Origin of the sequence: Nostocoides australiense Ben110, assembly GCF_001050535.1 — a bacterium.
Lineage (GTDB): Bacteria > Actinomycetota > Actinomycetes > Actinomycetales > Dermatophilaceae > Nostocoides_A > Nostocoides_A australiense.
On the sequence record NZ_HG764815.1, the window covers coordinates 4,029,445 to 4,052,040 of the forward strand.

At 67.2% G+C, this 22,596-nt stretch carries 19 protein-coding genes and 5 pseudogenes; 11 read left to right on the plus strand and 13 right to left on the minus strand.

What is annotated here, in order from left to right; genetic code table 11:
* From BN11_RS24455 to dcd, 5 genes and pseudogenes are all read left to right on the plus strand, one after another.
* Positions 1-208 (plus strand): annotated as a pseudogene (locus tag BN11_RS24455) (hypothetical protein); the annotation flags it as partial.
* Positions 209-253: 45 nt separating this feature from the next.
* Positions 254-736, plus strand: coding sequence for a DUF4365 domain-containing protein (locus BN11_RS19910; protein WP_048700143.1), 483 nt, complete (start codon positions 254-256; stop codon positions 734-736).
* Positions 733-1,881 carry a hypothetical protein gene (locus BN11_RS19915; RefSeq protein WP_157044300.1) on the plus strand — a complete coding sequence of 383 codons (1,149 nt, stop codon included), beginning with the start codon at positions 733-735 and terminating at the stop codon, positions 1,879-1,881. The genes BN11_RS19910 and BN11_RS19915 overlap by 4 nt, the downstream gene beginning before the upstream one ends.
* A 280-nt stretch (positions 1,882-2,161) precedes the next feature.
* Positions 2,162-3,126: pseudogene (locus BN11_RS26365) on the plus strand (IS256 family transposase); the annotation flags it as partial.
* Between the two features lie 44 nt (positions 3,127-3,170).
* Positions 3,171-3,680, plus strand: a complete 510-nt coding sequence (gene dcd, locus BN11_RS19925) for a dCTP deaminase (RefSeq protein ID WP_235435563.1) — start codon at positions 3,171-3,173, stop codon at positions 3,678-3,680.
* Between the two features lie 33 nt (positions 3,681-3,713).
* Here the strand turns inward: dcd and BN11_RS19930 are convergent, their stop codons facing one another.
* Complete coding sequence (locus BN11_RS19930; RefSeq protein ID WP_048700150.1) at positions 3,714-4,526, minus strand: LysR substrate-binding domain-containing protein; 813 nt, start codon at positions 4,524-4,526, stop codon at positions 3,714-3,716.
* 6 nt (positions 4,527-4,532) lie between these two features.
* On the opposite strand from BN11_RS19930, the gene BN11_RS19935 reads away from it, so the two are divergent.
* Positions 4,533-5,978, plus strand: coding sequence for a metallopeptidase domain-containing protein (locus BN11_RS19935; RefSeq protein WP_157044301.1), 1,446 nt, complete (start codon positions 4,533-4,535; stop codon positions 5,976-5,978).
* Positions 5,979-6,218: 240 nt separating this feature from the next.
* Here the strand turns inward: BN11_RS19935 and BN11_RS19940 are convergent, their stop codons facing one another.
* The 5 genes and pseudogenes from BN11_RS19940 to BN11_RS19960 form a co-directional block, all read right to left on the minus strand.
* On the minus strand, positions 6,219-7,676 hold the full coding sequence (locus tag BN11_RS19940) for a DUF2252 domain-containing protein (protein ID WP_048700154.1): 1,458 nt from the start codon (positions 7,674-7,676) through the stop codon (positions 6,219-6,221).
* 104 nt (positions 7,677-7,780) lie between these two features.
* A pseudogene (locus BN11_RS19945) lies at positions 7,781-9,003 on the minus strand (IS256 family transposase).
* Positions 9,004-9,370: 367 nt separating this feature from the next.
* Positions 9,371-10,009 (minus strand): hypothetical protein, encoded by a 639-nt coding sequence (locus tag BN11_RS19950; protein ID WP_048700155.1) that lies wholly within the window; start codon positions 10,007-10,009, stop codon positions 9,371-9,373.
* A gap of 127 nt (positions 10,010-10,136) precedes the next feature.
* Positions 10,137-10,766, minus strand: coding sequence for a response regulator (locus BN11_RS19955; RefSeq protein ID WP_235435564.1), 630 nt, complete (start codon positions 10,764-10,766; stop codon positions 10,137-10,139).
* Positions 10,767-10,777: 11 nt separating this feature from the next.
* A complete protein-coding gene (locus BN11_RS19960; RefSeq protein ID WP_048700159.1) occupies positions 10,778-12,346 on the minus strand; it encodes a sensor histidine kinase in 1,569 nt (522 codons plus the stop codon).
* A 234-nt stretch (positions 12,347-12,580) separates the two neighbouring features.
* Here BN11_RS19960 and BN11_RS19965 point away from each other — a divergent pair, with 234 nt between their 5' ends.
* Positions 12,581-13,078 (plus strand): hypothetical protein, encoded by a 498-nt coding sequence (locus BN11_RS19965; RefSeq protein WP_053084197.1) that lies wholly within the window; start codon positions 12,581-12,583, stop codon positions 13,076-13,078.
* A gap of 208 nt (positions 13,079-13,286) precedes the next feature.
* Here BN11_RS19965 and BN11_RS19970 read toward each other — a convergent pair whose 3' ends face one another.
* From BN11_RS19970 to BN11_RS19995, 6 genes are all read right to left on the minus strand, one after another.
* Positions 13,287-15,647, minus strand: coding sequence for a heavy metal translocating P-type ATPase (locus BN11_RS19970; protein WP_048700161.1), 2,361 nt, complete (start codon positions 15,645-15,647; stop codon positions 13,287-13,289).
* Positions 15,648-15,707: 60 nt separating this feature from the next.
* Complete coding sequence (locus BN11_RS19975; RefSeq protein ID WP_048700163.1) at positions 15,708-15,920, minus strand: heavy-metal-associated domain-containing protein; 213 nt, start codon at positions 15,918-15,920, stop codon at positions 15,708-15,710.
* 91 nt (positions 15,921-16,011) lie between these two features.
* Positions 16,012-16,290 (minus strand): hypothetical protein, encoded by a 279-nt coding sequence (locus tag BN11_RS19980; protein ID WP_010849396.1) that lies wholly within the window; start codon positions 16,288-16,290, stop codon positions 16,012-16,014.
* Between the two features lie 116 nt (positions 16,291-16,406).
* Complete coding sequence (locus BN11_RS19985) at positions 16,407-17,144, minus strand: F510_1955 family glycosylhydrolase (RefSeq protein WP_235435565.1); 738 nt, start codon at positions 17,142-17,144, stop codon at positions 16,407-16,409.
* 164 nt (positions 17,145-17,308) lie between these two features.
* Positions 17,309-18,829, minus strand: coding sequence for a multicopper oxidase family protein (locus tag BN11_RS19990; protein ID WP_048702066.1), 1,521 nt, complete (start codon positions 18,827-18,829; stop codon positions 17,309-17,311).
* Positions 18,830-18,848: 19 nt separating this feature from the next.
* Positions 18,849-19,091, minus strand: a complete 243-nt coding sequence (locus tag BN11_RS19995) for an SHOCT domain-containing protein (protein ID WP_010849399.1) — start codon at positions 19,089-19,091, stop codon at positions 18,849-18,851.
* A gap of 170 nt (positions 19,092-19,261) precedes the next feature.
* Between BN11_RS19995 and BN11_RS20000 the strand changes: the two genes are divergently transcribed.
* The 4 genes and pseudogenes from BN11_RS20000 (at position 19,262) to BN11_RS20010 (ending at position 22,326) form a co-directional block, all read left to right on the plus strand.
* A complete protein-coding gene (locus BN11_RS20000) occupies positions 19,262-19,987 on the plus strand; it encodes a response regulator transcription factor (protein WP_010849400.1) in 726 nt (241 codons plus the stop codon).
* Complete coding sequence (locus tag BN11_RS20005) at positions 19,984-21,099, plus strand: sensor histidine kinase (RefSeq protein ID WP_006594881.1); 1,116 nt, start codon at positions 19,984-19,986, stop codon at positions 21,097-21,099. Before BN11_RS20000 ends, BN11_RS20005 begins: the two co-directional genes overlap by 4 nt.
* 136 nt (positions 21,100-21,235) lie before the next feature.
* A pseudogene (locus BN11_RS25490) lies at positions 21,236-21,639 on the plus strand (hypothetical protein); the annotation flags it as partial.
* A 39-nt stretch (positions 21,640-21,678) separates the two neighbouring features.
* Positions 21,679-22,326: a DUF488 family protein, N3 subclade gene (locus BN11_RS20010; RefSeq protein WP_157044302.1), complete on the plus strand. Its 648-nt coding sequence runs from the start codon at positions 21,679-21,681 to the stop codon at positions 22,324-22,326.
* A gap of 62 nt (positions 22,327-22,388) precedes the next feature.
* On the opposite strand, the pseudogene BN11_RS24460 reads toward BN11_RS20010, so the two are convergent.
* Positions 22,389-22,596 (minus strand): annotated as a pseudogene (locus BN11_RS24460) (hypothetical protein); the annotation flags it as partial.

Genomic DNA, 22,596 nt, shown 5'->3' on the forward strand with positions numbered 1-22,596 from the left:
CCGCCACTGCGGGATCGGGCTGCACACCCCCGCCTCGGTCCACTACGGCACCGCGACCGAGGTCCGCGCTCAGCGGCAGGCCACCCTCGACGCTGCCTACGCCGCGCACCCCGACCGCTTCGGCCACCGCCGGCCGGCACCGCCGAAACTGCCCACCGCCGCGTGGATCAACCAACCCTCACGGGAGGCCCTCATACAAAGCGCCTGACCGCAGATGTCTCAAACGGCTTGACACCTTCCGGTGCGGTGACCCGTGGCGGACGGCTCAGCGAAACAGAAGGAGCGGTTCAGCCGCGCGTGGCTGATCGCAGCTGCCGCCGCGGCTGACTTCACCTACGAAATCGTCACCGACGACGAGCGAGGTGTAGATATGACCGTGAACAGCGGCCTCCACGTCGTCGACTTCCAGCTCAAGGCCACAAGCAAGCCAGAGGTCCACGACGGCCTTTTGATGCATGACTTGGACGTCCGGACGTACGACCTACTGCGGTCCACGCTGCGCTCGGGCTACGGCGTCTTGGCACTGATCGTGGTCGGGGACGATGTCGACGCCTGGCACCTAATGGACGCCCACGGAACCCATCTGGCGAGGTCGGCCTACGACCTGCCCCTCTTCGGGATGCCCGCCACAAGCAACACCTCCACGATCCGGCTGAAGGTCCCGCTGACCAACCTGCTCACGTCGACGGCGATGCGAATGCTCATGGACGCCCAAGCAGCGAGGTGGACCTCATGACGACCCAGACTCTAAACACTCAGTCAGTTGTTCCTGAAGACGTGACCGAGTGGCTTAGGGGGCTCGGGTGGACTCGTGATGGCGTCCTAGGCAACATCGCGCAGAGCTGGCGCCGCGAAGACAGCCGGGTAGTGGTCCCCACCCTGACCTCATCCCCTGACTTCACCCTGCGCTGGTCGGAGATGCTCACGAGCATTTCCCGCGCGTTGGGCACGGATGCCGCCGGCGTGCTCTTGGCGATCGCCAAAGCGGGTTCGGACATCGCCGAGTTCCGGGCGTCTGGCCAGATTGATGACACGTTGCCGCTTGGAGATGCCTCGACTCTTGTCGACTCGGTCCGACGTGCGATCCAGGCCTCAGCGAACTCAGCACTGCAGCCGCGGAGCTATTTTGGGCACAGCGTGCCCGATGCCGCGCGGCTCCACGCCAACGGCGTGCGGATGGCCCAGACGCGTCATGGGAGCTACATCGTTCCCGTCATTAGTCGCCTTCCAGTTCTCAAGCCAGACGACGTGGAGGACGCTCTGCTCTTCGAGGATGTCGAGTACCAGCCGTTCGCACGCCGAGCGATGTTGAGGCTCGCCGAAGGATTGTCGACGCTGCACGAGTTGACTCATAGCGCCGCGGAACCGTCCCGTAGCAGCATCACGGAAGCGGTTGGCGTCGGTGTCTCATCCGAGCTTTGCGAGGCGGTCGCCAACACACTCGACACAACCAGCATCGCGGACTTGGGCGTCGCCTTCTCCTGGGCCGATCGACTCCCAGCACGTCAAGCACCCACCGCAGTCACTCTCTCCGGTGAAGCATCGGAAGCGATCAGGCAAGTTGGTGAGGTGCTGAAGGGTGCGCCGGTTGTCGGTCGTCAAACGATCGTGGGCTACGTAAAGCGTCTCGACCGTGGCGAGGAAGACGAAGTCGGCCGCGTGACGCTACGAGCTCTCGACAACGACAAAGCCCGGAACATCTCGCTGGAACTCAACGATGCCGACTACCACGTCGCCGGCGAGGCCAACACTGACCGGCGGATCGTGTCTGCTACGGGCGTCCTCCATAGGGAGCCTGGGCGCGCCCTTCGATTCAGCGAAGTCAGCGACTTCCGCCTAGTGGAGCAACTCTCACTCGATCCGCCGAACCGCTTGACCTGAAGTCGGTCCGCGGCCGGTTGAAGCGCTCGCTTCTCCTCCAGTGCGGCCGCAGGAGGCCTGCATCCCGACTGGCCCATTCATAACCTGGACTAATCAACACGCCCGAGGTGCATAACGGGGTCTGTCAGGAACTTTGTGTAAGTGACGTCGGCGTGAGGTCCTCACTCTCGGGTGGGGGCGGAAGGAAGATCACGCCATGGATGATCACGACGAGGTGGTCGACGACCCGCACCGAGCCGTCGGCTCGGGTCTGGTACCCGCCGGCGCGACCGGTCCGGACATGACCGCGTTGGCGAGCGAGCTGGTCGCGTCGGCGTCGGAGCGGGGCATCGCCCTGACCGGCGAGGGAGGCTTGTTGACGGCGTTGACCAAGCAGGTCCTTCAGTCGGCGTTGGAGGCCGAGCTGGCGGCGCATCTGGGTTACGACAAGCACGACCCGGTCGGCCGCAACGGCGGGAACTCGCGGAACGGGTCGACACCCAAGACGGTCCGCACCGACATCGGTGAGGTGACCGTGGCGGTGCCGCGGGACCGGGCGGGCACGTTCGAGCCGGTGATTGTGCCCAAGCATCAACGCCGACTGCCGGGGTTCGACGCGAACGTCATCTCGCTGTACGCCAAGGGGTTGACCACCGGCGACATCGTCAACCACCTGTCCGACGTGTACGGCACGACCGTCTCCAAGGACCTGGTCTCCCGGGTCACCGACCAGGTCCTGAAGGACCTGCGGGACTGCAGGCCCGTCCGCTCGACCCGGTGTACCCGGTCATCCTGATCGACGCGATCGTATTGAAGGTCCGCTCTGGGACGGTCGCGAACCGGCCCGTCTATGTCGCGGTCGGGATCAGCGTCGAGGGGATCCGGGAAGTCCTCGGGCTGTGGGTCGGCCCGACCGGCGGGGAGGGCGCGAAGCAGTGGATGAACATGCTGACCGACCTGCGCAACCGTGGCATCCTCGACGCATGCATCGTCCGCTGCGACGGCCCCAAGGGGCTCCCGGACGCGATCGTTGCGACCTGGCCCCAGGCGACGGTTCAGACGTGTGTGGTGCACCTGGTGCGCAACAGTCTGCGGTACGCGTCCAAGGCGCACTGGTCGGCGATCACCCGCCAGCTCAAGGCTGTGTACGGCGCGCCCACGCTCGAGGCCGCCGAAACGGCGTTCGAGGAGTTCGCGGATGCCTGGCAGGGCAAGTACCCGGCGATGGTCGCGATGTGGCGCCGCTCCTGGCCCGAGTTCATCCCGAGCTCGACGCCGAGCGGGTGCGGCTGGAGCCGTTTGATGAGCAGATGATCCAACCGTCCAGTGTGGACGTGCGGTTGGACCGCTGGTTCCGGCTCTTCGACAACCACCGTTACCCGGTGATCGACCCCGCGCAGGACCAGCCCGACCTGACCCGCCTGGTCGAGACCGAGCGGGACGAACCGTTCGTGCTGCATCCCGGCGAGTTCGTGCTCGGCTCCACTTTCGAGGTCGTCACGCTGCCGGACGACATCGCCGCCCGGCTGGAGGGAAAGTCCAGTCTGGGCCGGCTCGGGCTGCTCACGCACTCCACGGCCGGGTTCATCGACCCGGGCTTCTCCGGGCACGTCACCCTGGAGCTGAGCAACGTCGCCACCCTTCCGATCCTGCTCTGGCCGGGGATGAAGATCGGCCAGCTCTGCTTTTTCCGGCTCTCCAGCGCGGCCGAACACCCCTACGGCAGTGAGAAGTACGGGTCCCGCTACCTCGGTCAGCGCGGGCCGACCGCGTCGCGTTCAGCGCTCAACTTCCACCGCAGCGACGTCTACGACGACTGACCCGGACTCTCTTCGGGCGCAGCGTCTCCCTGCTCAGTCAAGGTCCACGACCGGCTCGTGCTGCCATCGGCTCATGAGCTCAGTCCGGTTACGGACGCCGTACCGCCGCAGGAGTGATGAGATCTGGGCGTCAACTGTTCTCACGGAGACCCGGCAATGCATGGCGATCTCCTTGTTGGTCCAGCCGAGACAGGCCAGCCCCGCCACCCGAGCCTCCGCCGCGGGAGCGCTCGTGACAGCCGAGGCGAGTGCATGACAGAACTCATGGACGACGCCCGAGGAGTGACCCAGCGGCCGGATCACCTGGACCGGGGCGACTGGCCCGTCGATGACAGGCACCTTGATCAGGCCGGATCCGGCCGCCCAGTTGGACGGCGCGTAGCCGACGGCCCGAGTAGTGCCGATCGCCAGGATCGCATCCTGCTCGGTCGTCGCGCCCACCGTCACGAATCGGGGTTCCCGCCCGGCACGAGCACTCGAGTGCAGCCAGTGTTCGCGCCAGGCGACGTCCACCGGCTCAGGACGGCGGAAGGTCGGCTCGTGCAACAGGTCTGTCAGCTGCAGAGATCGATGCCCGGCCAGGGGGTTGTCAGGCCCGACGAATGCTTGCGCCGCAAGGGAGCACAGGGTGGTCACTGACAGCCGTGGGTCTCCGATCGGGCCGATCAGCAACGCCAGGTCGACAGACCCCTCCCGAACGGCGGCCAGCGAGGAGTGGTCTGCCCACATCGCGCGCAGCGACACCTGCAACTGTGGGCGGATTCCGCGCAGCCTGCGGATTGCTGTCGCCAACCATGCCGTCGGCACACTCGGCATGACCCCGAGGGCAAGGTGGTCAGCGGTCATCGTGGCGTGCCCCTTCGCCAGGCTTTCCCGGATCGGCGAGCCCGAGATTTAGGCAATTCTACCGATTCACGTTCTCCGATCTTTGGACAGACTTCAGATGCCATCTATTGCAGTCGTAACCGGGGAGGATTCATGAACGCCATCGGGGATGTTGAACGTCGAACGTGTTCGGGGCAAGTGGAGAAGCCGGACACTGACGGCCGAGTCCTGCCGGAGCTGATCCGCGATCCGCAACTGAGCGACCGACTTCGATTCGGGCCCAAAGCAGTCCCGACGGCAGTGCCGCTTGCCGATTTCGGCTACGACAGCATGCGTCCCGGCGGGAAACCGGCCCTGGGCAACTTCCAGGTGCTCACCGTTCTCGTCACCTACGACGGACACCCCCCGCTGAGTCGGTCGGCGTCCTGGTACTCCACCCTCGTCGGCAGGTTGGGAGGCACGCCACCCTTCACGCCCGACAATCCGGGCAGCCTGCTCGAATACTTCGCCGAGAACTCCCAGCACCGTTTTCGGCCGTTGCGCTGGAAGGTGGTGGGCCCGATCCGATTGGCGGCGCCCTCCGCCGCGGATCTCGGGGACGCCAGTGGCCGCGGGCACCGGATCGTGACGGAGGCTGTCCGCCAGAATGCTCTGAACCTCGACGAACTCGACCTTGACGCTGACGGTGACGTCGGCCCCGACGAACTCCTGGTCATCACCGTGGAGAACATTCCGAACTTCGGGCCGGTGAACCGAGCCGTCAACGAGATCACCACTGCCACCGGGCGCAAGGTCCGTCTGCTGTGCGCCTTTCTCGGAGAAGGCAACAGCTTCACGTTGTTCGCTCATGAAGTGGCGCACTCGCTCGGTGCACTGGACCTGTACGGATGGCCGCAGGGCAAGAGCGCTCAGCTCACGATGATGAGCACCTCCGTCGGCGGGACGCAGGCGAATCAGGTCGCCTGTCATCTCGATCCCTGGCACAAACTGGTCCTGGGGTGGAGCGAGCCGCGGGTGTTCACCGACGCGAGTAGAGGACACGTGGTGCTCCCAGGCGTCAACAAACCGGACGCGCCAATCATCATCCACCGGCCAGGTCGTCCCCTGGAGTTCTACCTGCTCGAATTCCGGGCCAACAGGTCCGACCTGCAGATCGGCTACGAAAGCTGGGTACCGGGGGCGGGTGTCGCGATCTGGCACGTGGACACGACCGCGCCGGGTGCCGCACGGCTGCAGGCCTCCAGCGACCCCAGGTACAGCGAGTACGCGGTGATGCACGTCGGGGCCCCGAATGGTCAGCACGGGGCAAGCACCCTCTGGGGGGCGGGCGCGTGGCACGGTTTGGGGTGGCGGGATAGCTTCGCGTCCTGCGGGGTGCAGGTCATGGAGGTTTCTGAGAACCGGGCCGTCATCAAGCTGGGCGACCCGTACCCGCCCATGTCGGGTGGCGGTCGGGCACCGGAACCCCGGTAACCCGCTCAGACGCCATCGACTCAAGGTGCGTGGATCAGGCGATCTCACGCATGGAACAGTCGTCGTTGGGCGTCCGCCGGGGAGGACGGCCAAGCCTCCGAGGCGTCTGGTGAGTACGGCAGGTGTGGGTTGACGCTCGGATCGCGGTCTTCTGGGCCCATTTCTACCCCTATCAGTCATTCGAGCTATTCAGGCCACTCCCGACAAAGGGGCTGGTGAAGTTATAGGTCGGTCCCAGCCTCACGCCCCAGGCAGGAACGCCGACGCCCGGTTTTCCAGAGCCGTTGGATCGCACGGCAGATCCCCCCGACGCACCGCCTGCACCGACCGGGCATGGTCTGCCTCGGTCTGATCCGCGTACAACCGGGCAAACGTCACCAGGGCATCGGCAACCGCGTCGCTCTTGCCCAGGTAGCCGGCGATCATCGAGGCTCCGCTGGTGCGGGAGTGGCCTTTGCCGAGCAGCCGGCCGACGATCCCCGCGTAGTCGGACAGCGCGTTGGCGTCGATCGCGTCCAGCGGCACGGTGCCCTTCATGTTGCGGAACTGCCGGACGTAGTACTGGCGGTCGTCGATCGTGGTCCAGCCGAGCAGCGGATCGCTGACCGTCTGCATCGCCTGCTGGTACTCCACCACCCGCTGCCCCTGGTGTTTGTGCCAGGCCCGCTCACCGTGGACGTACGGCGCGAGCACCGAGCGCCTGGCCTGCTTCAACTGCAGAAACACCATGTCGGACGGGCTCGACCCCTCCAGTAACGCCACGTACGCGCCTAGCCCCACGCTGCCGACACCGACCACCTTGTGAGCGATGTCGATCAGGTGGTAGCCGCCGATCGCCCGCCGCCAGTGCGGCGCCAGCGTCTGCAGATAGTCGTCCAGACCCGCGGCGATAGCGTCGTACTCGCGATCGTCCACATGCACGATCAGTGGCGGCTCGTCCACGATCCGGCGACGGCCCTGGTGCTCGTGCGTGAATCGCGGAAGGGCACGGTCGCTGGTGCGCGTCCGCGCCCGTTTGGCCGCACGCTCGATCTCTGCCTTCAACCCGGTGTTCCCCGCCGAGTCGGACAGCCGCTCGGCGTCCATCCGCGAGTAGGAGCGGGCCAGCAGCGGCTGGTCGGCGAGGTAGCGGACGTGATCGCGATAGGCCCGGACGCAGGCCCGCACCGCCTCGTCGCACTGCTCCTCGGTCGCGTTGTTCTCCCGTCCGGCGACGTGGATCGCGGCCACCAACCGCCGCAGATCCCACTCCCAGGCACCCGGGTGCGCCTCGTCGAAGTCGTTGCGGTCGATCACCAGCTCGCCCTCGGGCGAGGCGTAGAAGCCGAAGTTGCCCAGGTGGGAGTCGCCGCACACCACCGGGGTGATCCCGGTGGAGGGCAGGTAGGCGACGTCGTCGGCCATCACGACCGCCGTGCCGCGCAGGAAGCCGTAGGGCGAGCCGATCATCCGGGCGACCCGGGTCGGGATCAGATGCTCCACCCGACCGATGTGGGAGAAGCGAATCAGGTCGATCGGGTCGGGACGGTTGGCCGGCGCCGACCATTCCGCCAGCGCGCGCCGGGGGACCTTGTGCCGCAGTGCCTTGCCGAGCTTGAACCGTTCGGCCCGCGGCGTTGCCAGCCGTCGCAGCGACAGGTAGTCCTCGCTGTCGGCGCCGTCGACGACCTGAGTGATCAGCGGAGCATCAGTGCCCATGCCGCTCACCTTTACACAAAGTTCCTGACAGACCCCTTGACCGTCGTAGGGTGAGTCCCCGGGCGTGGTGTAAGTAGCCGACGCGGGGTCTTTGCTGGTGCTGACTATGCCGTCAGCGCGGTGGTGGGCGCTACCTCCTTGGTCATGGTGGTGATGGTCTTCATGGATGCCTCGGAGAGGTAGCGACGGTCGGCGACAGCCCATTCGTCGTGGATCTCGACCAGGACTGCGCCAGCGAGGCGGAGCAGGGCTTCGGGGTTGGGGAAGACACCGACGACGTCGGTGCGTCGTTTGATCTCTTTGTTGACCCGCTCGAGGGGGTTGGTGGACCAGATCTTCTTCCAGTGCGCGACCGGGAAGGCGGTGAAGGCGAGGATGTCTTCCTTGGCGTCCAGGAGCATCGCTTCCACGGATGGGAACTGTCGGCCAAGCATGGTGGCGATCATGTCGAGCTGGGAGTGGACGTGCTCGGCGTCAGGTTGGGCGAAGATCGTGCGGATCGCGGCGGCGTCCATCTCAGCGTTCCCGCGTGGGACACGGGTCAGGACGTTGCGCAGGAAGTGGACTCGGCAGCGTTGCCAGGTGGCGCCGGCGAACACGGACCCGATCGCGGCCTTGAGGCCTTCGTGGGCGTCGGAGATGACCAGCTGGACTCCGTGCAGGCCGCGGGCCTTCAAGGAGCGCAGGAACGCGGTCCAGAACGCTCCGTCCTCGCTGTCGCCGACGTCGAAGCCCAGGACTTCCCGGTTGCCGTCAGCCCGGACGGCGGTGGCGACCACGACCGCTTGGGAGACCACGCGCCGGTTCACGCGGGCCTTGCAGTAGGTGGCGTCGAGGAAGACGTACGGGTAGCTGTCGGTCTTCAACGAGCGGCCACGGAAGGCCGCGACCTCTTCGTCGAGGTCGGCACAGATGCGGGAGACCTCGCTCTTGGAGATGCCGGTGTCGACCCCGAGGGCTTTGACCAGGTCGTCGACCTTGCGGGTGGACACCCCGTGCAGGTAGGCCTCCATCACCACCGCGTACAAGGCTTGGTCGACCCGGCGCCGTCGCTCCAACAGGGACGGGAAGACGAGCCGGTGCGCAGCTTGGGGATCCGCAACTCCAAGTCCCCGGCCGTCGTGGACAGGGTCCGGGCCCGGTGCCCGTTGCGTTGCGTCGTGCGGGCATCGGTGCGTTCGTGGGGTTCGGCGCCGATCACCGAGGTCAACTCGGCCTCGATCAAGGCCTGGTAGATCGTCGCGGCCGACTCCCGGACCCGGTCGGCCACATCGGCCTCCTTGATCGCGTCCAGGATCTCGAGCAGGGCAGACTGAGACAGGGCCATCGCGTGGCTTCCTTTCACGTGTTCCTTGGCGGGTACACGCAAAGACTCACGCGATGGCCTCCCCAACTTCAACGAGGACACTCCCGGCGACTTACACCACGCTGGGGGACGTCACCTTGTCGTACGTGGTTCCGCTCTCGGGACGCGTGCTGCGCCGCCCTCCCAATCCGCGATGCGAGATCAAGGACGCTGACGAAGTCGACGAGAAGCGTTGCAGCTGGCCTGGCGGTGGCCGCAGTGCTCATCGACCAAGGGTTGGACCCCGGAGGTTGCGTCCGTCTCCGACCGTGCCGCGATCAGCGAAGGCCGTCGCGCAACCTTGGGCACGGCGCTTCAGGGGCAGCCCAGACGGCGGTACCAGCGCGATCTACTGGCCGTTGACTTGCAGGGCCGATGGGTCCACGCGACCAGTGGTCGGTCGCTCTGCTCCCATGCCGAGGGTGGCAAGGCCGATCAGCGTGACGAAGGTGCCGAACACCGGACTGGCGGGAAAGTCAGCCAGCAGGGCTGTCACGATGCCGAGGACCACGGTCGGGAGGACGAGAGCGAGGATGCGTCCGCCGTAGCCCAGCGCCATGCTACGGGCCGAAGCCAGGCCGACGGTCAAGGCCGACAAGCTCAGCGCGCTGATCGCGAGGAACGCCACGAGTCCGGATGCGTCATAGAAGAACCCGCTGTCGACGCTGAGCGCGACCTGGGTCGAACTGACCAGGCAGAAGCCCAGTGTGAGCGCGATGAGTGAGACAAGCAGTGGCCGGCGGGCCCATCGAGCGGCCTTCGGGGCGCCCGCGAAGTGCTCGCGCTCCTTGTGCACGACCCAGGCCAGGCTGGCGAACATGATCCCGATCGCCCACGTTCCCAAGAAGCTGAGGACCGTGTTGTCGATCAGGTCGCTATCGGTGACCCAGGTTCCGTCCCCGGTCGCGACCCGGTGACCGAAGTCGTAGCCGAGCAGGACCACCCAGGGTGCGGTCAGGGCCAACGCAATCGTGTGGTGGGTCTTCATCGGCTGCTCCTTGCGTGGCAACGGTGGTGGTTCCACGTTGCCCTCGCGAGCCGGCACGCCACATCGGCCGCAGGTCGGTCCTGGTCCCACCTCGAGGACGAACCCTGACCGTCCTTGAGGAGGAGGCTCAGCCAAGGTCGTGGTGGTGAGCCACGACGACAGCCTGGAGCCGGTCGCGGACGCCGAGCTTGGCCAGGATGTGCGCTACGTGCGACTTGACCGTGGACTCGGCGAGAAACAGCGCATCGCCGATCTCGGCGTTCGACAGGCCACAAGTCATCGCCCTGAGCACGTCGCGCTCACGCTCGGTCAGGTCGGTGAGGCCGGGGTGCGGCTTGAGGTCGCGGGGTCGTACGGCGACGCCGTCGAGGAGCCGGTCGAGTACCGTCAGCCCCACCGTCGCCTGCCCAGCCGCACAGGCCAGCACCGCCTGAACCAGGCCCTGCGGCTCGGTTGTCTTCAGCAGGAAACCCGAGGCTCCTGCGCGCAGGCCGTCCACGACGTAGTCGTCGAGGTCGAACATGGTGAGGATCAGTACACGCGTCTCGGGCAAGGTGGCGTGGATTTCACGAGTCGCGGTGATGCCGTCGCCGCCAGGCATCTCCACGTCCATCAAGACGACTTCTGGACGATGCCGCGTCGCCAGGAGCACGGCAGTCGGGCCGTCCTCGGCCTCGGCAACGACCTCGATACGTCCGTCGCTGCTCAGCACGGTGACCAGCCCCGCGCGCAGCAGTTCATGGTCGTCGGCAACCACCACTCGCACCATCACCAGACGCCTGTCTGGGTCGCCGGGAGGGTGGCCTCAACCACGAAGCCGCGGCCCCCAGCCCCTGCGCCGGCTCGGAAGTTGCCGCCGGTGTGCCGGACCCGCTCGGCTAGTCCGACCAGGCCGAAGCCTTGCTCGGACGGCTGCCGTGGTCCCGGCCCGCCGTCCTCGACGGTGATCATCACAGACGCCGGGTCGACGGCGAGTCTGACGTGGGCCGGCGCGCCCGCACCGTGACGCACCACGTTGGTCAAAGCCTCCTGGAGGATCCGGTACGCCACGTCGGAGCGAGTGGCGGGCAGGTGATCCAGGCCGGTGATGGTCACAGGCGTCCCGGCGGCACGGATCCGGGCGAACAGCGCTTCGAAGTCATCGACGGTGCGCGTGCGCAAGCTCGCGTCGGGGTGCATCCGGTCGAGGTCGGCCAGGGCGTCTGCCGCCGTGGCCGCGATGAGTGCGAGCGCACTGAGGGCAGCCTGGGGGCATCTGCGCGCGGAGACCTCAGCGGCACCGGCCTGCATGGCGATGAGCCCGACCGCATGGGACACCGAGTCGTGGATCTCCCTGGCGTACGCGGCTCGGTCGGCCTCGACCGCCGCCGCGGCCGCTTCGGCAATGCTCGACCGGTGTCTTGCAACGACGTGTAGCGCGCGATGCGCGCGCGCTCGCTCGGCACGATCCACCACCGCAACGGCCAGCAGGGCGCACACGACCAAGGTGGTCGCTACAGCATTCTCCTGGTCGCTGACGCCCGCCGACGTGGTCAACGTTGCGGCGAAGAGAAGCCCGGCACAAGAGCGCAGAGTCGGCGCTCCAGAAACCCCGACCGTTGCCCAGAACAGGCCAGTCGCGGTGAGCAACATCCAGAAGCCACCAGTGACCCCGTGCCCCGATACCGCGCCCAGACCGACCAGTCCAGCAGCAGCAACCGCCATCAGGACCGGCGAGATGGTCCGGCCGAGCACGGTGACCGCGACCGCCACTGTCAGCGCAACGCTCCACCAGTCAAGCTCACGACCCTCCGCTCGCGGGTAGGCGATCGACTCCACCAAGGCCAGCGCGCCGGCCGCACCCGCCAGCGCACGGTCCCGTCCGGCGCGTCCGGTGACAGCCCCAACGGGGGCCGGACGCACCTCGCCACGGACGCTCTCGCTCGTCCGCAACAGCCCCAGCAACCGACGCAGCTCACTAGATGCCAGCCGTGCGTGGCGATGGATGCTGCGGGCGGTCGCGCCCGCATCCTCGGAGTGCACCGCCTCGTGTCGCACCTGCGTGAGCATTCCGCGGAGCTCAGCCGCGATGTCCTCCGACAACCTGCGTCGCTCGTCGCGCACGGCCTCGGCTGCCACGTCATCGGGTCGGATCCTGACCACCCGAAGCGCCTCCTGCCGCAACTCCTGCTCACGCCTGTGAGCTCGCCATACCTCGCGCGACAAGAGCGTGAGCGAGGTAAGCATCACCGTGAAGAACAACAGCTCCGGCCACCCGAACCTGCCGAACACGGTGAGGACGGCCGCTGCCGAGACACTCACCAGTGCCAGCACCAGGTCAGCGCGGGAAAGCCGCATCAACCTAGGCTAGTGGCGCAGGCGTCTCGCTGGCCTCCTCCTTGAGACGGAACCCCCGGCCGCGCGCGCTACGGTCCGGCCTCGAGAGCCGCCAATCCAGCCTGGCGCCAATGGATACCTTTCCGGTACCCGGTACGGGATCCTGCACTGGCGCGGCGTCAGCAGTCGGGTCGATATCCACGCGGATGGCGTGGTTGCTCGTTGCGCGACCGGCGGCGTCGTTAGGCTCATGTCGTGGGGGACGCGTTGGACCGGCTGACGGGTGAGCAGCGCCGTCTGGTGAATGAGTGGATGCCGGACGTCGAAGTCATCGCGGATCACAGCTGGAAGACCACCGGTACGACGGTCTTGGAGGTCCGGTGCCGGACGGGTCACCTGGTGGTGAAGGCCGGGGACGCTGCCGACGGACACATCGAACGGGAGCTGCGCGCCCACCGGGACTGGCTGGCTGTCTGGAGCGAGTATGGACGCGGACCAACGCTCATTCACGGCGCCCCCTCCGCCAAGCTGGTCGTCACCAGGTTCGTGCCCGGCCTGCTGGTCGAGGGCAGCCACGCTCAACAGGATCCCGACACGTTCCGCCAGGCAGGCGAGTTGCTCGCGGGCTTCCACGGACAGTGCTCGAGGTTCGACCCTGACTGGCACGACCTGTTCCGCGACAGGGTGCAGCGCGGTCTTGCCGGCGGCGCGGGCGCTAATTCTTGGAATGAACCGCCGTTCTTACAAGATTGAGTGCATCTCGACAGCCATCATCTGCCACGCGATGCCCGGTTAAGTTCGAAGAGCCTGCATCTCGACACCCGCTGCGCAAGATTGGTTGCATCTCGACATCAGTGTCGAGATGCAGCGAAGAGTGCTTGATGTCGTGCGGGGCACTTTGCAGAGATCGGCTCGTCCGGTGGGGTCGTGCAGTCTCCGTGCGTGGCCCTCCGGCGTGGTCTCAGGTGATTGTTTGTGCGCGGAGGCGGAGGGCGTTGCCGATGACGCTGACGCTCGATAAGGCCATGGCTGCGGCGGCGATGATCGGTGAGAGCAGGACTCCGAAAACGGGGTAGAGGACGCCGGCGGCGATGGGGATGCCGAGTGCGTTGTAGACGAACGCGAAGAACAGGTTCTGTCGGATGTTGCGCATGGTTTTCTCGGAGAGTTCGCGTGCACGGACGATGCCGGTGAGGTCGCCCTTGAGGAGGGTGACTCCAGCGCTCTCCATGGCGACGTCGGTGCCCGATCCCATCGCGATGCCCACGTCAGCGGCAGCCAGTGCGGGGGCATCGTTGACGCCGTCGCCAGCCATCGCGACCACGCGGCCTTCGCCCCGGAGCTTGGTGACGATGTCGCTCTTGTGGTCGGGCAGGACTTCAGCTTCAACCTGGTCGATGCCGAGCGTCTTGGCCACAGCGTGGGCGGTGACTTTGTTGTCGCCGGTGAGCATGACGATCCGGATGCCTTCCTCCCGCAGTGCCTTCAGCGCGGCCGGCGTGGTGGCCTTGATGGGGTCTGCGATCGCGAAGAGGCCTACGAGCCAGCCATCGGCTCCCATGTAGATGACGGTGGCTCCGTCGCCGCGCAGCTCATCGGCACGGTCCTTGAGGTCGGTGGTGTCGATGTGGTGGGAGTCGAGGAAGTCGGAGCTGCCGAGGACCAGGACCTGTCCTTCGACGGTGCCTATGACGCCGCGGCCGACTGGTGAGTCGAAGTCTGTGACGTCGGGGATGGGCAGGCTCCGGGCGGTGGCGGCTTCGACGATGGCCAAGGCGAGCGGATGCTCGGAGGCACGCTCGACACCGGCGGCGAGGCGCAACAGGTCGTCCTCGGAGTGTTCGCTGGTGGTGACGATGTTGGTGACGGTGGGCCGGCCCTCGGTGAGGGTCCCGGTCTTGTCGATCACGAGGGTGTCGACCTTCTCCATACGCTCGAGGGCTTCGGCGTTCTTGATGAGCACGCCCAGTCCCGCGCCGCGTCCGACTCCGACCATGATCGACATGGGGGTGGCCAGCCCAAGCGCGCAGGGGCAAGCAATGATAAGGACCGCGACGGCGACGATGAGCGCGTGCGCCAGTTTGGGGTCGGGTCCGACCAGCGCCCACACGATGAACGCGACGACGGCGACGACGATGACGGCCGGCACGAAGATGCCGGCGACCTTGTCGGCCATGCGCTGTATGGGGGCTCGGGAGCGTTGCGCGTCGGCGACCATAGCGACGATCCGGGCGAGCATGGTGTCGCGGCCGACCTTCTCGGCGCGCATGATCAGGCCGCCACTGCCGTTAATGGTGCCGCCGATGACGGTGTCTCCGCTGGTCTTGGTCACGGGCATGGATTCCCCGGTGACCAAGGACTCGTCGACTGCTGAGCGGCCTTCCTCGACTGTCCCGTCGACGGGGACGGCTTCGCCCGGGCGGACGCGGAGCCGGTCGCCGCGTTGGACGGCGTCCAGCGGGATCTCTTCGTCGTCGCCGCTGTCGGTGATGCGACGGGCCGTCTTGGGGCTGAGGTCGAGCAGTGCCTTGATCGCCCCGGAGGTTTGCTCGCGGGCCCGCAGCTCGAGCACTTGGCCGAGGAGGACCAAAGTGGTGATCACGGCAGCGGCCTCGAAGTACACGTCGACGGTGCCGTCGTCGCTGCGGAAAGAGGTGGGGAAGATCCCCGGCGCGAGTGTCGCGACGAGGCTGAACAGCCAGGCGATGCCGGTGCCCATCGCGATCAGGGTGAACATGTTGAGGTTACGGGTCCGGACCGAGGCCCAGCCGCGCACGAAGAAGGGCCACCCGGCCCAGAGCACGACCGGGGTGGCCAGTAGCAGTTGCGCCCACACCGAGGCGGTGGCCGGGATCAGGTCGTGCAGCCACGGGACGAAGTGGCGGCCCATCTCGAGGATGACGATGGGGATCGTCAAAGCGGTGGCGACCCAGAAGCGGCGGGTCATGTCGGCCAGTTCCGGACTGGGCCCGGCGTCAGCGGTAACAGTGACCGGTTCCAGGGCCATCCCACAGATCGGGCACGACCCGGGGCCGGGTCGGCGGATCTCGGGATGCATCGGGCAGGTCCACTCCGCGACCTCACCCCGCACTGGCGAGGTCGCGGGGGGGATGCCGCCTGGGCCGCCGACGGCTTGGGCATAGGCGGATGGGTCCTGCTGGAACCGGTCGCGGCACCTCTGGGAGCAGAAGTGGTATGCCGTGCCGTCGTGCTCGAGGGTCAGCACGCTCTCGCGGTCGACGTCCATCCCACAGACGGGGTCGGTCGCGCCCGGTCGGGTGGGCACGTTGTCGTGCGGGGCGAGTTGGTGTTCGTGCTGCATGTCCGCTGCTCCTGACGGGCGCTCGGGATGTCCCTGAAATGAAGGGCCGGATCGTGTGGGTCAGCGACGGCTGGCGGCGTAGCCGGCGTCGGTGACCGCGCGGATGACGTCTGCGTCGTCGACTGGGAGATCGCTGGTGATCGTGAGTTCGCCGTTGGCGGCGTCGACGGTCAGGTCACGGACACCGGTCACCTTGGACACCTCCTCACGCACGCTGCTTTCGCAGTGCCCGCACGTCATTCCGGTCACGAGATAGGACTGGGTCGAGGTCATGGTTGACACCCTCTCTGCTTCGGGGAAACGCTCCCAGTATACCCCCATGGGGTATATGTTCGTTCGGTGTTCACATGGCGATGCGGTGGTCTCAGTGTTTGGGTTGGTTGTTGCCGTGGTTCATCCAAGCCATCATCAGGCCCATCATGAGCAGGCAGCCGGCGGCGTAGATGAGCCCGCCGAGGCCGAGGCGGCCGGTGGCGATCAGGGCACCGACGAGCAGCACCATGGGCAGGCACATCAGCCACATGAGCCAGTGCTGGCGGGCGCCGTGGTGCGCGTGTGGGGCCTGGGTGTCTTCGGCGGCGGGCGTGTTGGTCGGTGTGGTGAAGGCGGCGTACTCGTCGGGGTGTCGGGTCGAGTGGTTCATCGTTCCGCTCCTTGGGTGTCTTCCCGGGCGGGTGCCTGGGTGTTCTCAGCCTGCGCAGCTGTTGCCGAGGTGGGGCCGTGGTGGCGTGAAGGTCTGGTCAAGATCGCGTCGCCGGATCAGGGCAGGAGGTTCTCGGTAGTGGTGCCGCCATCGAGGGTGCGCAAGACCTTTCCGTCGGCGACGACGACGATCTCGAGGCGTCCGTCCTGGCCGCGCCCCGCGTGCAGCGCCTCGGCGGCGCCGACGCGTGTGGGGTTGAGGGTCCAGGTGATTCCGGCGTCGCTGCTGACGCCCAACTGGCCGGTCGTGGTGGCGATGACCATGGTCTTCTCATCGGCCCAGGTGACCAGGAGCGCCGTCACGGGCGGGGACAGTGTTCGCCAGGTGGCCCCGGTGTCGCTGCTGGCCAGGAGCCCGGCTTCGGTGGTGGCGAGCAGTGCCCCACTGGTGGGGGCCGCAGCCAATGTGCGCGGCGGAGCTGGGATTGAGCGGGTGGTCCACGTCGTGCCGTCGGTGCTCGACCGAAGGACCCCGTCGAAACCGATGACCGCGGTGGATCCGGCGGTCAGGGCGTGGAAGTCCGACTGGCCGCCGCGGGAGGCCACTCGCCAGCTTCGGCCGGCATCGGTGGAGGTGATGAGCCCAACCGGCTGTGGGAGGTCGACGCCGACGCCGGGGTGTCCGGAGGCGTAGTACGTGCCGTCGGGAGCGACGGCAAAGCCCATGAGATCGATGACCGGTCCGTTCTGGACGAGGTCGCCGTTGACGTGACGGAAGAGTCCCTCGTGGGTGGCCAGGAGGAGTTCCCCTGACTTGGGGTCGCGGGCCACGGCGTGAATGTGGGTGATCGCCACGGGAGGCCGGCTCGACGAGGCCGACGCCGGGGACGAAACTGGCGCCGCGGCAGGCGACCCGCCGCGTGCCGAGGGGGTGGCGGCGCCCGTGGAACCACAGGCGGGCACGGCCAGTGTCGCGAGGGCGCTACCGGCGAGGAGGAACCGACGGCGGGCGCGGGTGTTCATGTCGCGTACTCCAGCGCGATCATCATGCCGGCTTCGGCGTGGTAGATGTTGTGGCAGTGGATCATCCAGTCGCCGGCGTTGTCGGCGTCCAGGTCGATCGCGAAGGACTGCATCGGCGCCATGAGGACGGTGTCCTTGCGCAGCCCGGAGGGCAGGGCGAAGGTGTGCCCGTGTAGGTGCAGCGGGTGGGTCATCATCGTCTGGTTCGTGGCGTTGATCCGCAGCCGTTGGCCGGCCTTGACGGTCAGTGGTTCGTTCTCCCCGAACTTGGCACCGTTCATGCCCCATTGGTAGGGCTTCATCGAGCCTTGCAGCGCGAGGTCGACGGTGGCATCCGGGGCCTTGTCCGGTAGTTTCGCGGACTCCGCCGGCCGCAGCTGGGAGCCGATGAGGACCTGCCCGGACAGCTCGGCCGGAGCGGCGTCGACGCCGGGCGCGCTGCCGCTGCCGGTGCGGACCACCGCGATCGCCTGTCCGCCGCTGGTCTTGCCGAACGGGCGGGCCACGAGCGGGAACACGCCGTCGCCGAGGGTGACGATCGCGTCATAGCGTTCACCCATCCCGATGTAGAACGCGCTGACCTCGGTCGGTTCGACGGCGTGGCCGTCACTGTGGGTGATCGTCAGCCGGTGTCCGCCAAGCGCGACGGTGAAGATGGTGTCAGAGGCGGCATTGATGACGCGCAACCGGATCCGCTGACCCGGCTTGGCGGTCAGAACATCGGGGTCGGTGGGTGGTTTGCCGTTGATCAGGAAGAACGGGTAGGTCACGTCCCCGGCATCACCCCACGGAGGTGTTCCCATCGACATTCCGCCCATCGACCCGTGGTCCATCCCGCCCATCGACCCGTGGTCCATCCCGCCCATGCCGCCGGAGGAGGCGGGACCGCCGTCGGCGATGAGTTTCTTGAGGACGTCATCGGGTGTGGTGCCGGTGCCGTCGATCCAGTCATCGAGGACGACGATCCACTCGGCGTCATAGTCGCCGGCTTCGTTCGGGTCGTCGATGATCATCGGTGCGTACAGGCCTCGGTCGAGCTGGACCCCGACGTGGGGGTGGAAGAAGTAGGTGCCCGGGTCGGGTGCGGTGAACTCGTACACGTATTTGGTTCCGGAGCTGATCGGGTCCTGGGTCAGGCCGGGCACGCCGTCGGCGGCGTTGCGCAGCCGGATCCCGTGCCAGTGGATCGTGGTGTCGGCCGGGAGCTGGTTGTCCAGGGACACCCGCAGGAAGTCCCCGGCAGTCGCCCGGACCAGCGGCCCGGGGAGGGTCCCGTCGTACGCCCAGGTCGACACGGTTCGACCGCCGAGGTCGAGACTGACCGGCTTGGCCACCAAAGTCTTCTCGACGAGACGTTGGCTCGGGGACGGGGAGAGCGGGGCCGGGGCGCCGAAGGTGCGCGACGGCATACCTGCCTTCCCCGGCGCCGGTGTGGTGCATGCCGCCACGGTGGCGGTGGCGGCGATGCCGAATCCGCCGAGGAGGATGTTGCGTCGCGAGAGCAGGGGGGAGGTCATGGTGCCTTTCACGGTGGGGTCAGTGGCCATCAACGATCAGGCGGCGTCGTTGCTCGTATTCCTCGACGCTCACCTCGCCGCGCGCCAGGGATTCCTTGAGCAGCGTCAACGGATCGGGGCGATCCATGCCGCCCCCCTGCCGATTCCGGGCCGGGAGCAGGGCGCGGACCACCAGGACCACGGCGATCCAGAACGTCAGGGTTCCGGCGGCCATCAGCAGCCACATCCACCAGCCCATGCCGTACCCGTTGCCCCACATCATCGGTGCTCTCCTGACCCTGTCCTGCCCGCCTCATGAGGAGAGGCGGACAGGACCACTGTCCGTGGGTGACCTCAAGGCCCGGCCGTGGTCACGTTGAGATTTGACGAAGATCGTCCCCTGAGAAGGCCGGGAGTGGACGAGGTTCGCTCTTGAGCCGGGAGACTGAGGCGGTGAGCACGAACCCCACACCACCACCGGCAAGGGTGCTGGTCATCGAGGACGAGACCACGCTGGCCGGGCTGATCGCCGCCTACCTGTCCCGGGCCGGGTACGCCACGACGACCGTCCACACCGGGCCCGACGGGGTGCAGGCCGTGCGCGAACACGCCCCCGACGTCGTCATCCTCGACCTGGGGTTGCCCGGGCTGGATGGCATCGAGGTATGCCGCCAGATCCGAACCTTCTCCGACTGCTACGTCATTGTCGTCACCGCCCGCAAGGACGAGGTCGACACCCTCATCGGCCTGTCCGTGGGCGCGGACGACTACGTCACCAAACCGTTCAGCGTCCGCGAACTCCTCGCCCGCGTCCAGACCGTGCTGCGCCGCCCCCGGACCGGGTCCACGAGCGCATCAGAGACCCCGAGCAGCGAACCGATCCGAGTGGTCGGGGCACTCCGTGTTGACCCCAACGGTCATCGCGTCCACCTGGCCGACACCGAGGTGGCCCTCACTCCGACGGAACGGGACCTCCTCATCACGCTGGCTCGACGACCCACGATGGCCTTCACCCGTCGCCAGCTCATTGACGTCATCTGGGGAACCGACTGGGTCGGGGACGAGCACCTCGTCGATGTCCACGTTGCCCACCTGCGCCGCAAACTCGGCGACGACCCCGACACCGGCCGCTACGTCACGACCGTGCGAGGCATCGGCTACCGGATGGGACAAGGATGACCACCACCCACAGTCCCTCGTCGACCGGCCTCGCGACCAGGCTCCTGGCCGGGCAGGCCATCGTCCTGGTGGCCGGCGCACTGACCGTGGGACTGGTCGCAGCCGTCATCGGGCCCCCGATCTTCCACCAGCACCTTCTCGAAGCCGGACACCAGCAGAACTCTCCCGAGCTCGTCCACATCGAGATGGCCTACCGCGACGCATCCCTCATCTCCGTTGGGATCGGTCTGCTCATCTCGCTGCTCGCCGCAGGCGCCGTCACCTGGTTCCTCACCCGCCGACTGCGCCGCCCCCTCGAGCAAGTCACCCACGCGGCCCGCGAACTGACCATGGGGCACTACGCCATCCGCGTCCCTGCGATCGCTGCCGGCACCGAACTCGAAACCCTCGCCGCAGCCTTCAACACCATGGCGGCCCGACTCGACAGCGTCGAAGACACCCGTCGCAGAATGCTCTCGGACCTGGCCCACGAACTCCGCACCCCCATCGCCACCATCAGCGCGTACCACGAAGGCCTCCACGACGGCGTAACCAGCCTCGGTCCCGAGTCCAGGGCCGCACTGGAGGAACAGACCCAACGGCTGGCCCGTCTCGCCGACGACATCGACGAAGTCTCCACCGCAGAGGAAGGCCGACTTGCGCTCGACCTCCGCAGCCACCATGTCACCGACCTGCTCTGGGCCGCACACGAAGGCATGCGCGACCGGTACGCCACCAAAGGCGTGAATCTCCTCATCGACGAGCGATCAGTGGCCGGACGCCAGGTACTGGTGGACAGAAGCCGCATCGGACAGGTCCTGACCAACCTCCTGAACAATGCCCTACGCCACACCCCGGCTGGCGGCACCGTCATGATTTCGGCGGCCGGCGATCGCGACCAAGTCGGCATCACCGTCAGCGACAACGGTGACGGCATGACGCCCGAGCAACTCGACCACGCCTTCGAGCGGTTCTACCGAGGCGACGCAGCACGCACCCGGGACCGCACCGGCTCAGGCATCGGCCTGACGATCAGCCGGGCCATCATCAACGCCCACGGCGGCAGCCTCACCGCAGCCAGCGCAGGCCCGGACCACGGCAGCACGCTCACCATCAACCTGCCTACCCCGTAGCAGCACCCCAAATCAGCGCCTCAGCCTCCTTGACCGCGAGCGACGCCGACCTGACGGCTCATCCCAATCCGAGGTGTAGGTGGGCCTGAGGGTATGGCGCGTCGGTGACTGGGTTGGCGTCAAGGTCTCCCTGAGGATGGAAGTTCTAACTCCCCATCCGCAATACCTTCCCCGGAGGGGGGAACCCCCAGATGCGCCTGACGCTACCTTCACTTCGCCCGACCTGACCGTGTTCACCGGTCTCGATCATCTGGGGTTGGAAGTCACCGGGCATCCGGTAAAGACGCAGAACGCGGTCCAGGCCTGCCGTGTCGTCGAGCCCGACGACTGGTGCCACCGGTGTGGAGAGCAGGGCGTGGCTCGGGGGAAACGGTGCAGCGACAGCTGGCGCATGTGCCGTTCGGGTGGCGACCGCCGATGCTGTTGGTCACGGTGCGTCGCTACAGGTGCACCGGGTGAGGTCATGTGTGGCGTCAGGACCCCTCGCAGGCGGCGATGCCGGGGGCGAAGATCTCCCGGGCCTGGGTGGCGTGGGCACTGGCTGGCCCTGGGGTGAGGTCGTAATGCTTTACTACTCTCGTGACCCGCCAGTCTTCCGTTCATCCGTCCCGGAGTCAGGTGCTCGGTTCTGCGATCGCCCAAGCGCGTCGGGAGTTCGCCATGACGCAGGGGCAACTCGCAATCGCCTCCGGGGTGGGACTTGAGACATTGCGAAAGCTCGAGCAGGGGCACGTCGAACAGCCTGGAGTGTTTCGGATCGCCGCCATCGCGGACGCCCTGAAGACGACCGTGGACGCGCTGCTGCCGGCGCGACCGAATCGAGTGTCGTCCGTTGGGTATGAAGGCTGCGAGATCACAACCTTCATCGACGCGATCCAAGCGGCCGGCATTGATCTGGTCGCCGACGTCCGCCTCACACCGTTGAGCCGGAAGCAGGGGTTTAGCAAGGCGCGCCTGGGCGCGGCTCTCGGAGACATAGGGGTGCGATACGAACATCTGCGGTCTTTGGGGAATGCCAAGGAGAACCGGCCACTGTTTGCCGGCGCAGAGTTGGAGGTCGGGCGGGCACGCTATCGGGCTGGCCTTCGGACCCCCGAGGCGCGGCACGCGCTCGGTGAGCTCGCCTCTTGGAGGCAGGAGCATCATGTCGCTCTGCTCTGCTTCGAGAGGGACGAGGAGCGGTGCCATCGCTCAGTCGTGCTCGAGGAGCTCGCTCAGTTGGGGTAGTACACACCGAGCACGTGGAACACGTGGTGCGGAAGGTGTCAAGCCGTTTGAGACATCTGCGGTCAGGCGCTTTGTATGAGGGCCTCCCGTGAGGGTTGGTTGATCCACGCGGCGGTGGGCAGTTTCGGCGGTGCCGGCCGGCGGTGGCCGAAGCGGTCGGGGTGCGCGGCGTAGGCAGCGTCGAGGGTGGCCTGCCGCTGAGCGCGGACCTCGGTCGCGGTGCCGTAGTGGACCGAGGCGGGGGTGTGCAGCCCGATCCCGCAGTGGCGG

Bases quoted from the DNA above. Each gene is read 5' to 3' on its own strand.
- BN11_RS19915 (WP_157044300.1), top strand. From the start codon at position 733: ATGACGACCCAGACTCTAAACACTCAGTCAGTTGTTCCTGAAGACGTG.
- dcd (WP_235435563.1), top strand. From the start codon at position 3,171: ATGATCCAACCGTCCAGTGTGGACGTGCGGTTGGACCGCTGGTTCCGG.
- BN11_RS19930 (WP_048700150.1), bottom strand. From the start codon at position 4,526: ATGACCGCTGACCACCTTGCCCTCGGGGTCATGCCGAGTGTGCCGACG.
- BN11_RS19940 (WP_048700154.1), bottom strand. From the start codon at position 7,676: ATGGGCACTGATGCTCCGCTGATCACTCAGGTCGTCGACGGCGCCGAC.
- BN11_RS19950 (WP_048700155.1), bottom strand. From the start codon at position 10,009: ATGAAGACCCACCACACGATTGCGTTGGCCCTGACCGCACCCTGGGTG.
- BN11_RS19960 (WP_048700159.1), bottom strand. From the start codon at position 12,346: ATGCGGCTTTCCCGCGCTGACCTGGTGCTGGCACTGGTGAGTGTCTCG.
- BN11_RS19970 (WP_048700161.1), bottom strand. From the start codon at position 15,647: ATGCAGCACGAACACCAACTCGCCCCGCACGACAACGTGCCCACCCGA.
- BN11_RS19975 (WP_048700163.1), bottom strand. From the start codon at position 15,920: ATGACCTCGACCCAGTCCTATCTCGTGACCGGAATGACGTGCGGGCAC.
- BN11_RS19980 (WP_010849396.1), bottom strand. From the start codon at position 16,290: ATGAACCACTCGACCCGACACCCCGACGAGTACGCCGCCTTCACCACA.
- BN11_RS19990 (WP_048702066.1), bottom strand. From the start codon at position 18,829: ATGACCTCCCCCCTGCTCTCGCGACGCAACATCCTCCTCGGCGGATTC.
- BN11_RS19995 (WP_010849399.1), bottom strand. From the start codon at position 19,091: ATGATGTGGGGCAACGGGTACGGCATGGGCTGGTGGATGTGGCTGCTG.
- BN11_RS20005 (WP_006594881.1), top strand. From the start codon at position 19,984: ATGACCACCACCCACAGTCCCTCGTCGACCGGCCTCGCGACCAGGCTC.